The organism is Marivirga sp. (assembly GCF_035704835.1).
GTDB lineage: Bacteria > Bacteroidota > Bacteroidia > Cytophagales > Cyclobacteriaceae > Marivirga.
In genome coordinates, this window is sequence record NZ_DASSWQ010000023.1 from 110,973 (window position 1) to 126,871 (window position 15,899).

A 15,899-nucleotide genomic window follows, 5' to 3' on the forward strand; every position below is an offset into this window, starting at 1 on the left:
ATGCTTAGAATAAAACCTTTAATGATTGCTATTTTGCTGTTTGTCTCTTTAGGCTCAGCCTGGTCGCAATCTTCAGAGATTGACAAAGCCTTACAAAAACCTATTCCATTGGATCCAAATGTGAAAGTAGGGCAACTAGAAAATGGATTAACTTATTATATCCGACAAAATGAAAAACCAGCGAATAAAGTTGAATTTCGTTTGGTAATTGATGCTGGTTCAATGCAAGAAAATGCTAAACAATTAGGTTTAGCTCACTTTACGGAACACATGGCATTCAATGGAACTAAGAATTTCAAAAAGAATGAGTTGGTTGATTTTCTTCAATCAGCAGGAGTAAAATTTGGTGCTGATTTAAATGCTTATACCAGTTTTGACGAAACCGTTTATATTCTACCAATTCCTACAGATGATGAAGGGGTTTTAGAAAAAGGAATGACTGTTTTGGAAGATTGGGCTGATGGTCTATTGATGACTGATGAAGAAATTGATAAAGAAAGAGGCGTTGTGTTGGAAGAGTGGAGATTAGGTCAAGGTGCTAATCAGAGAATGAGAGATGAATATTTTCCTGTTCTTTTCAAAGATTCACGCTATGCGGAAAGATTGCCAATTGGAAAAAAAGAAATTTTGGAAAACTTCAAATATGAAACAATCCGTTCTTTTTATGAAGACTGGTATAGACCTGATTTGATGGCCGTAATAGCGGTGGGCGATTTGGATCCTGAAAAAATGGAGCAGGAGATTAAAGATCGCTTCGGAGATTTGAAGAATCCTAAAAATCCCAAAGAGAAAAAATTATATGATGTACCAAATCATGAAGAAACTTATGTAAGTATAGTTTCTGATAAAGAAGCTAATTTTAATCAAATCCAGCTCTACTACAAACATGACAATGAGGAGATGGAAACCTTAGCAGATTTAAGAAAAGATTTGGTTTATAGTATGTATAATGGAATGCTAAGTCAACGATTAAATGAACTGACTCAATCAGCTGAACCTCCGTTTATATTTGCTGGTACTAGATTTTCTCCTTTAGTAAGAAGTAAAAGTGCATATTCATCTTTTGCAATTGTAGGTGAAAATGGTTTTGAAGAAGGCTTAAAAGCTTTAGCGGAAGAAAACAAACGTATAAAAGAGCATGGTTTCACTTCATCTGAATTGGAGCGATACAAAAAAACCTTTTTGAATAATGCTGAAAAGCGCGTAAAAGAACTAGAAAAAACAGAATCTGGTAGATTTGCTAATGCCTATATCCAACATTTTTTAAGTGGTAATCCTATTCCAGGTGCTGAATTTGAATATGAATTTTACCAAAATCTAATTAATTCAATCTCTTTGCCGGAAATCAATAAGTTAGCTAACCAGTGGGTTACGGATGAAAACAGAGTTATTGTTCTGACGGGTACAGAAAAAGAAGGAGTTGAGATGCCTACAGAAGAAGATATATTATCTATACTGGAAGAGGTTAAAAATTCAGACATGGAACCTTATAAAGAAGAAGAAGTTGCAGAGAACTTTATGACTAATACACCTAAAGCTGGTGAAGTTGTGAATTCATCTAAAATTGATGAATTAGGTATAACCGAATTAGAATTAAGTAATGGTGTAAGAGTAGTGCTAAAGCCTACTGAATTTAAAAATGATGAAGTAAGAATGCGTGCTTTTAGTTTTGGTGGACATAGTCAGTACGAGATGGAAGATTATTATTCAGCTTCAAATGCGACTTCATTAATTTCTGAAGCAGGTGTTTCTGATTTTTCAAGTACTGATATTCAAAAAATGTTATCGGGTAAGACCGTTAGAGTTAGTCCATTTATTAGTACTTATTCGGAAGGTTTTAATGGTCAAGCAAGTCCTCAGGATTTAGAGGAAATGTTTCAATTGATGTATTTATATTTTACTGCTCCTAGAATGGATAGAGAAGCGTTTAGTTCTTTTGTAAACAAGAATAAGATGTTTTATGAAAACTTAATGTCTAATCCTCAGTTTTACTATAGCGATAAATTAAGCATGATTTTATCGCAAGATAATCCTAGAGGTGGTGGTTTTCCGAAGGCGGAACATTTAGATGAAATTGATTTTGAAAGAGCATTTGAGATTTATGAGGATAGATTTGCTGATGCAAGTGATTTCACTTTCATTTTTGTTGGTAATTTTAGTGTAGACGGAATAACTCCTATGTTAGAAACTTATTTAGGGAGTTTACCAACTGTTAAGAGAAAAGATGATTGGGTAGACTTAGGAATCAGACCTCCTGAAGGAGTGGTGAAAGAAGAAATCATTAAAGGAACTGACCCAAAAAGTTATGCTACAATTATTTATCATGGAGAAACAGAATATGATAGGCAAAAAAGCTATCACTTGAGGTCTTTAGGTGAATTAGTGACTAATGAGTTAATTGATATCCTTAGAGAAGAGAAAAGTGGTGTATATGGAGTTGGTGCTTCAGGTAGTATGCAAAGGTTACCTGAAAGTCGTTACACCTTTAGAATTGCTTTTCCTTGCGGACCTGAAAATGTGGAAGATTTAGTGAATACTACACATGAAATTTTAGCAGATATTAAAGAAAATGGGGTGGAAGAGGAAGCTTTAGCAAAAGTTAAAGAAGCACAGCTAAAGGGATTAAAAGAAGACTTAAAGAAAAATGATTATTGGTTAAATAGATTGTATAGTTTTTATTACTATGATGATGATTTAAGCAACTTCATTATAAGTGAAGATAAAATCAATTCTTTAAGTACTCAAGATTTGAAATCTGCTGCAAATGAGTTCTTAAATGAAGATCAATTTGTGGAGGCAATTTTACTCCCTGAAACAGATTCTGCAGAATAAGTTATTATTAATCTAATATGATGAAAAGCTGTCTCAATTTTAATTTGGGACAGCTTTTTTTGTATTAGAACTTGAATCCGTGCGCTATTATCTACTAGCTATCGTAATTCACTACCGTCCTTGGAAAGTTTTAAAAATGATTGCTTGGGTGGTAGTGTTTAGCTGTTAAAATTCATTAAAGTCCGAATGGGGAGATAACACTACTGTGATATTGTCTTGAGATAGTTAATCATTAAACTCACTCATTGTTCTATTAACGCCTATAGTAGAGAAGCCTAAAACCATATCACAAGCTTTATCCATGATGAAGGGTAATTCATCAAATTCTTGTGGGGTAAATGGACTTAAAACATAATCAACTTGCTGCCCTTTATGGAAATTATCCCCGACACCGAATTTTAAGCGAGCGTAATTTTGTCCACCTGTGAGCTGTTCGATATTTTTCAAGCCATTATGACCTGCTGAAGAACCCTTAGCTCTCAATCTTAATTTCCCAAATGGTAGTGCAATATCATCGGTAATCACTAAAACATTTTCTTTTGGGATTTTCAGTTCTTGCATCCAAAAATTGACAGCCTTGCCAGATAGGTTCATGTAAGTAGTTGGCTTAATCAGATGGATTTGTCTTCCTTTATGTTTAAACTCAGCTTTCATAGCCAATTTCAAGGTTTCGAACTCAACTTTTTGTTGATCGGCTAGCCGATCTAGTGTTAGAAAACCAATATTATGACGAGTAATTTCGTATTCAGCTCCAATATTTCCTAAACCTGCAATAAGGTATTTCATAATGTATTTATTCTTTAAAATTCAAAAATAATTGATTTTTATGGGAGTGCCGAGTTTTTAATCACTCAAATATTTAGATAGAATGTTATTGATAGGAGAGGGATTTGTTAATGTCATCATATGTGAACCCCCTTTAACCTTATAGTTTGCATCTACATTTCTGATAGGAATAGTGCGATCTTTCGTTCCATGGATATGAATGATGTTTTCCTGACTTATTTTCCTTTTCCAATTAATAATCATAGAAACTGTACGCTTCATATAAACAGGGTCTTTGCTAGCCAGCATGTTTTTAAATGTAGCTTGATGCGTATTTCTATCAGGCTCCACAATTGGTTGTAAAAATTTTGCTCCAGAAAGCATTAATTTAGTGGGAATTAATTTGTATATCGGAATCACTTTTTGAAACCGATATCGAATAGGAAGCTCTAAACGTGATTTTGCACTGGATATAATGATTGACTTTTCAGGTTTTAAAAAATCCAATAATTCAGATATGATCATTCCACCCAAGGAAACTCCAAGCAGGATATACTGTTTTGTTGTATCAATTTGATGTGCGATTACTTTTGCATATTCTGCTAATGAACTTCCTTTTTCTGGGATTGGATATTTTATGTGGACTAATTTATAGTTACTTCCAAGTTCTAAACGCTCGAATAAACGTTCATCTGAGCCTTGGCCAGGAAATAAATATATGGTAGGTTGAATTTGACAAAATATAATTGTAGAACAAAAGAGACTGAAAAATAGATACAGGAAAACACCTTTAATGATCATGAGTTTTTTCAGACTGACTAACCAATTTTTGAATTTCATTAAGCTCATTTGGTGTTATTGGTCTCCATTTTCCTTTTTCAATGTCTAACTTAACATTCATAATTCTAACCCTTTTTAAACTAGCTACCTTGTATTCGAAATATTCGCACATTCTTCGGATTTGCCGGTTTAATCCTTGAGTTAAAATGATTTTGAAAGTACTTTTCCCTAATTGCTCTACAAAACACTTTTTGGTTATGGTGTCTAATATTGGAACTCCATTAGCCATTTTTTCAATAAAGTCGCCATGGATAGGTTTATTTAAGGTAACGATATATTCTTTTTCGTGATTATTTCGTGCTCTTAGTATTTTATTGACAATGTCTCCATCATTGGTTAAGAAAATCAATCCTTCGCTGTATTTGTCTAATCTTCCTATCGGGAAAATTCTCTCAGGATAATTGATGTAATCAATGATATTATCTTTTTCTCTACGAGTATCTGTAGTACAAACAATTCCTCTTGGTTTATTAAATGCTAGATATACAAAATCAGATTTAGGTTCAGAAATCAACTTTCCTTTCACCCTAACTTCATCCTTAGGTCCTACTTTAGTACCCATTTCAGGGATTTTCCCATTGATGGTGACGGCTCCTTGTTCTATTAATTTGTCTGCATTTCTACGAGAACAATAGCCTGCTTCACTTAGAAACTTATTGATTCTTTTTAATGGTGTATTCAAAATTCAATTTTTAAGCGTCATGATTTCAACAATCATTTATTGATGTTAAGTTATAAAAAGAAGATGGAAAAGTGTAACTAATCTTTTAACAAAAAAATCCTGCCCATGAAGCATGAACAGGATTGAAATATTTTAAGATGTTGGGTAAATCAACTTTCAGCTCCTTCTGCTGGTGTCTCTGAACCTTCACCTTCAGTTCCTTCTTCTCCTTCAACATTCTCACCTTCATCATCAGTAGTTTTACCTCTAAGTGCTCTAGGAATTTCAACTACAGCAATAGATGCTTGAGGAGTATCTAAAATCTCGCAATTTTCAACAGATACTGATTCAACTTTGATTGACTTACCAAAGTCTAATGCACTAATATCTAAAGTAATATGCTCAGGCATATCTTTAGGCAATGCTTTTACTAAAAGGTTTCTTCTTTTGTGAATCAATGTACCCCCTTTAGTTACACCAGGTGCTGTACCTTCTAAATGAACAGGAATGTTCATTTTGATATTTTTCCCTTTGTGTAATTCTAAGAAATCAGCGTGTAAGATGATTTCATTTACTGGATGAAATGAAACATCCTGTAAAATAGCCTGATACTTTTCGCCTTCTATGTTTAAGTTAACGAAATGTGCTTCAGCTGTAAATACTAATGGGCGAAAAAGAATCATTGGCGCATAAAAGTGGACTTGCTGATCTCCACCGTATAATACGGCAGGAACCATTGCTTCCGCTCTTAATCTTTTCGCCTCTTTTTTGCCAAGATTTGCTCTTTTATACCCTATAATCTCAACAGTTTTCATAATTATATATTTATTAAAAGTGAATATTTACTATTTATATGAATAATGAACTTATAGATTCATTATCGTGAATTTTTCTTATCGCTTTGGCAAACATGTCAGCTACCGAAAGCACTTTAATCTTTTCTGATTTTTGCTTTAATGGCAATGTATCAGTTGTAATTAACTCATCTAAAGTAGAGTTTGCAATATTTTCATACGCATTTCCAGATAATACAGGATGAGTAATAACGGCTCTAACCGTTTTGGCTCCTTTATCTTTCAAAATGTCAGCAGCTTTACATAATGTTCCAGCAGTATCAACTAAGTCATCAAATAAAATAACATCCTTTCCTTCAACATCTCCAATTACTTGCATGGAAGCTATTTCATTAGCTTTTTGTCTGTGTTTATCACAAACTACCATGTCAACTTTGAAATGTTTAGCATATTTTCTTGCTCTTGCTGTGCCTCCCACATCAGGAGAAGCAAAAATTGTATCTGGAGTAATGCTCTCTTGAAGATAAGGAACAAAAATAGCGGATGCATCCATATGGTCAACGGGGATGTTGAAAAATCCTTGAATTTGTCCAGCATGCAAATCACATGTTACAATTCTATCTGCACCAGCGGCTTCAAATATATTCGCTAACATTTTAGCTCCAATAGCAACCCTTGGTTTATCTTTTCTATCCTGACGTGCATAACCGAAATAAGGGACTACTAAAGTTACTTTGTATGCACTTGCTCTTCTTGCTGCATCCACCATTAAAAGCAATTCCATGATGTTATCAGCAGGAGGGAAGGTAGATTGTATTAAAAAAACGTGATGACCACGAATTGATTCTGTATAATAAGGTGAAAGTTCTCCGTCACTAAACTTTTGTATTTCAACGTCTCCAAGTGGTTTACCGTAACTTGCAGCTATTCTTTCAGATAAATATTTTGAGGCAGAACCAGAGAAGATTTTAACGGAGGACATGTTTTTTATTTTTTGCGCTTAAAATAAAATATCCCGTCCTACTCAATTGGACGGGATTTTGTTGCCCGACTAGGGCTCGAACCTAGACTCTTCTGTACCAAAAACAGACGTGTTGCCAGTTACACCATCGGGCAGTTTTGTTTGCCTTATTGCTAAGGGAACACAAAGGTAAAAACGGTTTTATTATTTGCAAACAAAGAGATGAAAAATATTAATTATTTTTTCCATCTGAAGGAAGATAAGCGTAATTATTTAAAATACTTAAGATAGCAACTCTCACTTTTCTAGGGTCATCAAAAATATTCTCTGAATATAAATCAGTAGTATACCCTTGCCATATCATAGAATAATTTGAACTTTCCGTAAAATTGATTACCAACGTCCCATTAGTAATATTCAAATCTTTGTTTTCGTATTCTTCTCTTTCTTTCTCTTTTTTATTTTTAAATAATACAAAATCTTGCATTTTGGGCTGGTCATATCCTCTATATTTTAGAGAATCACCATAATAGAAGTAGTTTACATAGAAACTGGGTTCTTCAGGATCGTACTCATAGCCCAACAGCTCTAGATGATTTTTAATAGTTGATTTTACTAATTCATTTTGAGAATCTGGAAAGTTCTGAGGTGTTATGAAAAAATCAAATGATTTATAATTATTAAAATCTCCTAAAAAGTTATAATCGTATTCTACTGGATATTCTTTTGTAATAAAACAACCATTTGAAAATAATAATACGGCTAACAGAATTTGATATAATCTTTTCATCATATCAAGTTAACAATATTATTCTATTTCTGTTTTGTCACAGTATAAAATTTTATAAAAGATAACATTTACGACATATTCTCTACCCACTTTCTAGCATTTACCAAGGCCTCAACCCAAGGTGAAATTTCATCTGTTTTTCTTTCGGTAGGATAATTAGCCCAATTCCATGGGAATATACTGCGTTCCAAATGTGGCATAATAGCCAAATGTCTTCCATCATTAGAACAAATAGCAGCTGCATTAAAGTCAGATCCGTTTGGATTTGCTGGGTATTGGCTGAAGCTGTATTTGGCCGCTATATTGTAATCTGATTCTGAAAGTGGCATTTCAAATTTTCCTTCACCATGGGCAATCCAGATGCCTAATTTAGTTTTTCCAAGACTTTTCAGCATTATAGAATTATTTTCTGGAACTTCTACATTTACAAAGCCACATTCAAATTTATGGGAATCATTATGTGCCATTCTGATTTTTTCTTGATGCTGAGGGTAAATCAAATCTAACGCAACCATTAGCTGACAGCCATTGCACACTCCCATACTAAGCGTATCTTTTCTATCATAGAAATTTTTCAATGCTCTCTGAGCATTTTCATTGTATTTAAAGGCTCCTGCCCAACCTTTTGCGGAACCTAATACATCTGAATTAGAAAATCCACCAGTGAAAACAATAAAATTGACATCAGATAAATCTTCCTCTCCGCTCATTAAATCTGTCATATGGATGTCTTTTACATCAAATCCAGCCATATACATCATGTAAGCCATTTCACGCTCACTATTAACTCCTTTTTCTCGAATTATTGCAGCCTTTATGCCGCTTTCTGAATTGCGATTAGTGTCTAAGCCGAGCGATTCAAAAGTACCTTTAAATTGTTTAGGGAAGTTGAAAGATAAGGCTTGATTTTTATAATTATCAAATCGAGATTTTGCTAATTTCTTTCCACTTTGCTTTTCATCAAGCAAGAAAGAAGTTTCATACCATTCATCTCGTAGGTCTGCGATATCTAAGATTAAGTTTTGTTCTCCTTTTTTAATGCTGAGCTTGCCTGAATTGTTGATTTTTCCAAGTGAAGTAACTTCAATGTTAGCTTGCTTTAAGTCTTCTAAAATCGCAATATCTTCTATTTGAAGGACTAAACCAGGCTGCTCGCTGAATAGTAATTTTACTAAATCCACTTCTTCAAATACATTGAAATTTAAATCTAAGCCAATGTTTTGATGAGAGAATGTAATTTCTAATAGAGAAGTAATCATTCCACCCGATCCTATGTCATGTCCAGATAAAATTTTCTCTTTATTTATTAGTTTTTGAATTTCCTCAAAGGCTGTTTTGAAATGACTTGCAGATTTAATATCAACTGTCTTTTCTCCCAATGAAGCTTGAGTTTGAGCAAATGCAGAACCGCCCAGCTCAAAAGTTCCTTTCCCCATATTGATATAAATCAAATGGCTATCTTTTTTCGGAATTAAAGCTGTTTCAAGTGTCTTTTTTATGTCGGATACTTCTCCTGCAGCTGAAATAATCACAGTTCCCGGAGCATAAACTTTGTCTCCTGAAGGATATTTTTGCACCATAGAAAGCGAATCTTTTCCGGTAGGGATATTAATACCCAGTTCGATTGCAAAATTACTTACCGCTTCGACCGCCTCGTATAAACGTGCATTTTCGCCTTCATTCTTTGCTGGCCACATCCAGTTGGCACTTAATGATATTCCCTTTAAACCATCTTGAATAGGAGCGAAGATGATGTTTGTTAATGCTTCAGCTATCGATAATTCTGAACCTGCTTTTGGGTCGATTAATGCACTGATAGGAGCATGCCCAATCGATGTGGCAATTCCTTTTTCACCCATATAATCTAGGGCCATTACTGCCACATTGTTTAAAGGCAACTGGATAGTCCCTGTAGTTTGTTGTTTGGCTACTTTTCCAGTAACACATCTATCTACTTTGTTGGTTAACCAATCTTTACAAGCTACCGACTCTAATTTTAAAACATCTTTAATGTAGCTTTCAAGTTCTTTAGATTCATAATTTAGTGTAGTGAAGTTGGTCTGTTGTTTTTGGTCTGAGAGTATGGTTTTTGGAGCACTTCCAAACATAGAGGCTAATGGCCAGTCAACAGGATTTTCATCATTTTCGTTATCTACAAAACTGAAATGATGGTCTCCAGTGATTTCACCAACCACATAAAAAGGTGCTCTCTCACGTTTAGATACTTTTTCTAATTTAGCGATGTCTTTTTCTTTAATCACTAATCCCATTCTTTCTTGAGACTCATTTCCTACAATCTCTTTGGCTGAAAGGGTTGTGTCGCCAATAGGTAGTTTTCTTAAATCAATTTTTCCACCTGTATCTTCCACTAATTCGGAAAGACAATTTAAATGTCCTCCAGCACCATGGTCATGTATGGATACAATGGGATTTTCAGAAGATTCAGCCATTGCACGAATTGCATTGGCGACTCTTTTTTGCATTTCCGGATTGGCACGCTGAACCGCATTCAGCTCAATTTGATTTGCAAAAGAACCCGTGTCCACTGAGGAAACAGCACTCCCGCCCATTCCAATACGGTAGTTATCACCACCCATCACTACAATTTTATCGCCTTTTTGAGGGATGTCTTTTTTGCTTTGATCAGCTACTCCATATCCAACACCCCCAGCTTGCATGATTACCTTATCATAGCCATATTTTTTTCCAGCATGTTCATGCTCAAAAGTGAGGACAGAACCTGAAATCAATGGCTGTCCAAATTTATTTCCAAAATCGGAAGCCCCATTTGAAGCTTTAATCAGAATGTCAACCGGACTTTGATAAAGCCAAGGTCTTTCTTCCATATGATTTTCCCAAGGACGGTTTGATTTTAGTCTTGAGTAGGAAGTCATATAAACGGCAGTTCCGGCAAGAGGAATTCCTGCCTTTCCACCAGCCATTCTATCTCTGATTTCACCACCAGAACCAGTTGCAGCACCATAAAAAGGCTCAACAGTTGTTGGGAAATTATGCGTTTCAGCTTTCAATGAAATAACAGATTTAAATTTCTTTTTTTGAAAGTAATCGGCTTTTTCAGGATTTTTAGATGAAAATTGCTCTACTTCAGGACCTTCAATGTAGGCAACATTGTCTTTGTAGGCAGAAACTATTTTGTTTGGGTTTTCCTTGGAAGTCTTTTTAATCATTTGGAACAGTGTATGAGGCATTGCCTTTCCATCAATCACGAAAGTTCCATTAAATATTTTGTGCCTGCAATGCTCAGAATTTACTTGAGAGAAACCAAAAACCTCGCTATCAGTTAAAGCACGTCCTAAATCTTTGCTTACCTGTTCTAAATATTGAATTTCTTCATCGCTGAGTGCTAAGCCTTCCTTTTCATTGTAGGAAGCAATATCTTCAATTAATTTAATTTGGTCGGGTTGTTTATCAATCGTAAAAATATCCTCGTTTAAGCCATGATATTTTGCTTGCAACATTGGATCAATTACGTCAGTGAGCTTTTCAATCGATTCAAACATTTCGATTCTGAATATGCCTTCAAGCCCCATTGTTTGAGTGATTTCCACTGCATTGGTACTCCAAGGACTTACCATTTCTTTGCGTGGTCCCACATAAATAGCTTTTAATTCCGAAGCAGGTAAAGTTTTCTCTGCATCAAGTAGCCATAATAGTTTTTCTAAGTCTGTTTCAGAAAAAGGTTCTTGGTGTCCTAAAGCGTAGATTTGATGATTTTTACCTTGGAAAAAGCTCAGCATAATGTATTTTATGTAGGTGGAATTTATAAAGTCGCAAAGTTAGAAATTATCCATTATTTAACCTAGAATCTAGAAAATTAGAATCTAGAATCTATTGCCAAGAACTAAGGGTTAGTTAGAAGCTCAGATCTGAGCCTACGGTATCGTATGATCAAGACTGGCGACTAAGATTATTCTAATTCAAATAATATTTCAGCTTATTTCTACTCTATTTTAAACTTTTCTGTCCCAATTACGACCCTCCGTACTGCCTTTTCTTCCCACTTCGAGCTTGTAACTCCCAACTTTTTCTTCCTACTACATTTCAGCATTTACCACAATCAGTCTGATCTTTGTGTAATTAATGGGCTTTTGCAAGATGTTTAGCCGTATCAGCTATCAAGGTATTGTGTCCTGCCTCCAAAATGACATGTTCATATTCTTTCACATGCTTTAATAAGTCCATCATATTCTCGGCAGTTATGATTTTATCATATTTTCCTGTGAACATCATCATTGGGATTTTATTTTGGTTAAGTAATGATGCGATTAGTTCTAAATCAAATTTCAAATGTCTAAAGACGACCCAGGTAAGGTAAACCCTGCGTCTCTTTTCCCGGGTATTCATTTGTGTATTGGCAAACTTCAATAGGCTTTTATCTACCAGTCCTAACTTTTTGGTAAGATTTAAAATCTGATAAAAATATTTTGGCTTCACTATCATTGCTCTAAAAAATCTGCGAAAGGAAGTAGGGTAGGTTGCTAAACTATACCAAAACAATGTTTTTATCCCATCTGGTGCTATCAATAAAAATTGCTTAATCCTACTTGGAAATAGTTCAAGACTCGCTAAAGCAAATTTTCCGCCCATGCTATATCCACAAACTGCAAATTCTTCGATATTATGTTTTTTAAAGAATAGATTCAATATTTCTTCCCAATACTGTTTCTCTAAAGCCTGATTTCTATCCTTCCATTCACTTTTGCCATGAAAATAAATATCAAATGAATAAACAGTGTATTCATCTCCTAGAAGTTCATGAAAGGGATTGTAAATTTCTTTTGACTGACCAAAACCATGGAAGGCCAGTAGTGGTATTTTTCCATTTCCAGCTATAGAGTAGTGCAAAATATTTTCTCCAAATTTTATATGGTCATTCTTCATTTATAAAAAAGTATAATATGATAATGAAATGCTTAACAGAATTTTTAATTATAAAAAAGACTAATACATTATTATGGTAATTCTCTTAAAATCAGAAGTTTAAAAATAAGTTATCAGAACTCGAAATTATTACAAACAAAAGCTAACTTTGTCCGTTGGAAACCGAGGAAACTTTTAATCTAATTTTAGTTTCCTGAGTATAAATCGCAATATAATCATTTGAACACAGAGAAAAACATATTAGAGGGCGCAAAAAATTTGTTTATGCAGTTTGGCTTGAAATCTATAACAATGGATGACATTGCCAGAAAGGTAGGCGTTAGCAAAAAAACCATTTATCAGTTTTTCAGTGATAAAAATAGCATTGTTTACCGTTCTGTTAATGAACATTTTTCCGATCATAGAGAAGAAATAGACAGAGTTTTGGATCAAAGTAAAGATGCAATTGAGGCGATGTATAAAATTTCTAAATGTATGAAAATGCAAGTAGAAGCGGTTAACCCAACTGTTCTTTACGATTTACAGCGCTATTTCCCGAAGGCTTACAAAAGATTTCTTGAATTTAAAAACACATTCATGAAAGAAAGAATGGAAAAAATCCTTCAGGAAGGCATTGTTTCAGGCTTTTTTAGATCAGAAATCCATACGGAAATACTGATAATACAAAGAATAGAACAAGTTCAACTCGCTTTTAACAATGATATTTTCCCAAGAGATAAATTTGATTTTAAGGAGATTCATGAGCAGCTTTTTGATCATTTTATCCATGGGTTACTTACTGAAAAAGGAAAACAGAAATATAATCAATATTTAAATGAAGAGCAGGATGCTTAACAAAATCAGATTTTTATGCACATGGGCTTTTTTATTGCCATTTGGCATTATAGCTCAAGAGGAAATGGCCAAACCTATGAGTTTGGAAGAATGCGTTAGTTACGCGTTAGAAAATAATCGAAATTTGAAAACAGTCAGACTAGAAGAGGCTATAGCTGAAACACAAGTTGCAGAAACCCGATCAATCGGATTGCCACAAGTTAATTTTCAAACTGGTGTTAATTATAACTATGAAGTTCGGAAAGCCTTCCTTCCTGAAAACTTTGTTGACCCAAATGGAGATCCTGAAAATTCAGTTGCAGCACCTTTTGGTGTTGAATATGATGCCAATGCAAATTTTGCAGTTTCGCAGTTATTATTTGATGGTTCTTATTTTGTTGGTTTGCAAGCTGCAAAAACATTAAGAGAATTAAGACAAAAAGAATCAAATCAATCAGAAGTAGAGACTGTTTCAGCCATTACTAAGGCTTATTATTTGGTTTTAATATCGGAAGAAAGACTAGAATTAGTAGATGCAAACAGGGAACAGCTCGAAAGAGTCCTAACTGAAACCGAAGCACTTTATGAAAATGGGTTTGCTGAGAAAATTGATATAGACAGAATCCGTGTCAATTTGAATAATATTACGACTGAAAATAAAAAGGCGAAAAGAGGATTTGAAGTTTCTATGGATGTATTGAAATTTCAAATGGGACTGCCTTTAGACACTCCATTAGAACTCTCAGGAAATATTGAAAGCCTAAGTTTAGATGCAGGTGAATATTTAAATAAGGAGGAAAGCTTTGATTACCGGGAGCGAACAGAATATTCGATTCTTCAAACAAATCAGGATTTGGCTAATCTTGATTTAAGAAATAATAAAGCAACTTTACTGCCTAAACTGTACGCAAATTTAAGTTACGGTTGGAATACTGGTACCAATAGAACTATTGAATTATTCAATTTTAATGATAGATGGTTAAGTTTTGGTGCAGTAGGAGTGAGTTTAAATTGGGATTTATTTACTGGCTTAAGAAGGTCAAGTAAAATGGAGAGAAACCGAATTCAGATAGAACAGCTCGAGATTCAGAAAGACCAGTTGAAAAGCTCAATTGATATGGAAATCAAGCAAGCTAAAAATGATTTAGCTTCCGCAAAAGAGAGTCTGGATGTGCAGCAACAAAATATGAAATTAGCTCAGTCGGTTTATGAGCAAGTTGAAGTTAAATATAAAAATGGATTGGCGAGTAGTCGTGAATTATTAGATGCTGAGACTTCTAAAAAAGAGGCAGAGACAAATTATTATGGCTCACTTTATGATGCCGTTATTGCCAAAATAGATTTGGAAAAAGCTTTAGGAATATTGTATTGATTTGATAAAAATGAGAATAACTATAAAAATGAGAAATTCAATTTTAATAATTGCCCTTGCCGTTTTCATGGGAGCTTGCACTGGAGAATCCGATGTGGAAAAACTGAAATCAAAGCTAGAAACAATTGAAAAAGAAATTCAAGCTAAATCAATTGAAGCAGCTGAATTACAAGCACAAATTGCAGCACTAGACCCTGAATTTTCAAAAAAATCTAATCAGGCTGTTTTGATAAAGTCGGATGAAATAGAAATTCAAGATTTCGAACATAAAATTCAAGTGCAAGGTGAGGTGGCCTCTCGTAAATTTATTACGATGGGTGCTGAAACAATGGGTAGAGTAACCCAAATAAACGTAACGACAGGCGATATGGTAAAACGAAATCAATTGTTGGTAAAAATGGATGCATCCACAACTGAAAATAACATCAAAGAATTGAAAACTGCTTTAGAATTAGCAACTACAATTTTCAAAAAGCAAAAAAACCTGTGGGAACAGGAAATAGGTACTGAAGTACAATATTTGGAAGCTAAAAATAGAAAGGAAAGCCTTGAAAGGCAATTAGCAACAGCTCAATCTCGATTGGATATGGCTTATATTAGAGCTCCCTTCAATGGTCGTATAAATGATGTTAATGTGAATATGGGTGAAATAGTGCAGCCTGGTATGCCAGTTTTAAGTTTGCTTAGTCAAGAAGAAATGTATCTAAAGGCAGCAATTTCAGAGGAATATATTAATGATTTTGATCAAGGAGATTCTGTAGAAGTTTATTTGCCCTCTATTAAAAAATCCTTTTCAACGGTAGTAAGTGCAGTAAGCTATGTCATAAATCCTGCTAACAGAACTTTTCAATTAGATGTGAAGGTCAATGAATTTGTAAAACAACTGAAACCTAATCAATTTGCTCGCTTAACATTGGTAGATTATGAAAATGAAAATGCCGTGGTGGTACCATCTGATGTGGTGCAGCAAGATAATATAGGGAATTTTGTATTTGTTGTTAAAACTGAAAATAATCAAAAGAAAGCCCAAAAAGTGAGGGTTGTAAGAGGAAAAACTTATAACGGGAAGACCGAAATATTGGAAGGTATAGAGGCAGGAGCAACGATTATTACATCTGGTTATAGAGAAGTCGTGAATGGTATTGATGTTCGTTTAGGACAATAATTTC

Annotated in this window: 12 protein-coding genes and 1 tRNA gene; 4 read left to right on the plus strand and 9 right to left on the minus strand. The window is 34.2% G+C overall.

The annotated features are described in order from the left end of the window. Positions 1 to 2,832 carry a M16 family metallopeptidase gene (locus VFM92_RS04155; RefSeq protein ID WP_325120934.1) on the plus strand — a complete coding sequence of 944 codons (2,832 nt, stop codon included), beginning with the start codon at positions 1 to 3 and terminating at the stop codon, positions 2,830 to 2,832. Between the two features lie 225 nt (positions 2,833 to 3,057). Here the strand turns inward: VFM92_RS04155 and pth are convergent, their stop codons facing one another. The 9 genes from pth to VFM92_RS04200 form a co-directional block, all read right to left on the minus strand. Continuing rightward, on the minus strand, positions 3,058 to 3,618 hold the full coding sequence (gene pth / locus VFM92_RS04160; RefSeq protein ID WP_325120935.1) for an aminoacyl-tRNA hydrolase: 561 nt from the start codon (positions 3,616 to 3,618) through the stop codon (positions 3,058 to 3,060). Between the two features lie 57 nt (positions 3,619 to 3,675). Continuing rightward, complete coding sequence (locus tag VFM92_RS04165) at positions 3,676 to 4,437, minus strand: alpha/beta hydrolase (RefSeq protein WP_325120936.1); 762 nt, start codon at positions 4,435 to 4,437, stop codon at positions 3,676 to 3,678. Next, positions 4,388 to 5,119, minus strand: coding sequence for a 23S rRNA pseudouridine(2604) synthase RluF (gene rluF / locus VFM92_RS04170; protein ID WP_325120937.1), 732 nt, complete (start codon positions 5,117 to 5,119; stop codon positions 4,388 to 4,390). The genes VFM92_RS04165 and rluF overlap by 50 nt, the downstream gene beginning before the upstream one ends. A 149-nt stretch (positions 5,120 to 5,268) precedes the next feature. Continuing rightward, complete coding sequence (locus tag VFM92_RS04175) at positions 5,269 to 5,913, minus strand: 50S ribosomal protein L25/general stress protein Ctc (protein WP_325120938.1); 645 nt, start codon at positions 5,911 to 5,913, stop codon at positions 5,269 to 5,271. A 34-nt stretch (positions 5,914 to 5,947) separates the two neighbouring features. After that, a complete protein-coding gene (locus VFM92_RS04180) occupies positions 5,948 to 6,874 on the minus strand; it encodes a ribose-phosphate pyrophosphokinase (protein WP_325120939.1) in 927 nt (308 codons plus the stop codon). 61 nt (positions 6,875 to 6,935) lie between these two features. Then, positions 6,936 to 7,008 (minus strand) — tRNA-Gln (locus VFM92_RS04185). A 77-nt stretch (positions 7,009 to 7,085) separates the two neighbouring features. Beyond that, complete coding sequence (locus VFM92_RS04190; RefSeq protein WP_325120940.1) at positions 7,086 to 7,646, minus strand: DUF4136 domain-containing protein; 561 nt, start codon at positions 7,644 to 7,646, stop codon at positions 7,086 to 7,088. 65 nt (positions 7,647 to 7,711) lie between these two features. Next, on the minus strand, positions 7,712 to 11,401 hold the full coding sequence (gene purL / locus VFM92_RS04195; RefSeq protein WP_325120941.1) for a phosphoribosylformylglycinamidine synthase: 3,690 nt from the start codon (positions 11,399 to 11,401) through the stop codon (positions 7,712 to 7,714). Positions 11,402 to 11,741: 340 nt separating this feature from the next. Beyond that, positions 11,742 to 12,545: an alpha/beta hydrolase gene (locus VFM92_RS04200; protein WP_325120942.1), complete on the minus strand. Its 804-nt coding sequence runs from the start codon at positions 12,543 to 12,545 to the stop codon at positions 11,742 to 11,744. 219 nt (positions 12,546 to 12,764) lie between these two features. On the opposite strand from VFM92_RS04200, the gene VFM92_RS04205 reads away from it, so the two are divergent. From VFM92_RS04205 to VFM92_RS04215, 3 genes are read left to right on the plus strand one after another with little or no spacing between them, the layout of a single operon-like run. After that, complete coding sequence (locus VFM92_RS04205) at positions 12,765 to 13,379, plus strand: TetR/AcrR family transcriptional regulator (RefSeq protein WP_325120943.1); 615 nt, start codon at positions 12,765 to 12,767, stop codon at positions 13,377 to 13,379. Continuing rightward, the gene (locus tag VFM92_RS04210) at positions 13,372 to 14,730 is read left to right on the plus strand and encodes a TolC family protein (protein WP_325120944.1); all 1,359 of its coding nucleotides are present in this window, start codon (positions 13,372 to 13,374) and stop codon (positions 14,728 to 14,730) included. The genes VFM92_RS04205 and VFM92_RS04210 overlap by 8 nt, the downstream gene beginning before the upstream one ends. A 28-nt stretch (positions 14,731 to 14,758) precedes the next feature. Next, positions 14,759 to 15,895, plus strand: a complete 1,137-nt coding sequence (locus tag VFM92_RS04215) for an efflux RND transporter periplasmic adaptor subunit (protein ID WP_325120945.1) — start codon at positions 14,759 to 14,761, stop codon at positions 15,893 to 15,895. Positions 15,896 to 15,899 lie beyond the last annotated feature (4 nt).

Excerpts from the sequence above, each read along its gene's own strand:
- VFM92_RS04155 (WP_325120934.1), top strand. The coding sequence starts at position 1 with ATGCTTAGAATAAAACCTTTAATGATTGCTATTTTGCTGTTTGTCTCT.
- pth (WP_325120935.1), bottom strand. The coding sequence starts at position 3,618 with ATGAAATACCTTATTGCAGGTTTAGGAAATATTGGAGCTGAATACGAA.
- VFM92_RS04165 (WP_325120936.1), bottom strand. The coding sequence starts at position 4,437 with ATGAAATTCAAAAATTGGTTAGTCAGTCTGAAAAAACTCATGATCATT.
- VFM92_RS04175 (WP_325120938.1), bottom strand. The coding sequence starts at position 5,913 with ATGAAAACTGTTGAGATTATAGGGTATAAAAGAGCAAATCTTGGCAAA.
- VFM92_RS04180 (WP_325120939.1), bottom strand. The coding sequence starts at position 6,874 with ATGTCCTCCGTTAAAATCTTCTCTGGTTCTGCCTCAAAATATTTATCT.
- VFM92_RS04190 (WP_325120940.1), bottom strand. The coding sequence starts at position 7,646 with ATGATGAAAAGATTATATCAAATTCTGTTAGCCGTATTATTATTTTCA.
- purL (WP_325120941.1), bottom strand. The coding sequence starts at position 11,401 with ATGCTGAGCTTTTTCCAAGGTAAAAATCATCAAATCTACGCTTTAGGA.
- VFM92_RS04200 (WP_325120942.1), bottom strand. The coding sequence starts at position 12,545 with ATGAAGAATGACCATATAAAATTTGGAGAAAATATTTTGCACTACTCT.
- VFM92_RS04210 (WP_325120944.1), top strand. The coding sequence starts at position 13,372 with ATGCTTAACAAAATCAGATTTTTATGCACATGGGCTTTTTTATTGCCA.
- VFM92_RS04215 (WP_325120945.1), top strand. The coding sequence starts at position 14,759 with ATGAGAAATTCAATTTTAATAATTGCCCTTGCCGTTTTCATGGGAGCT.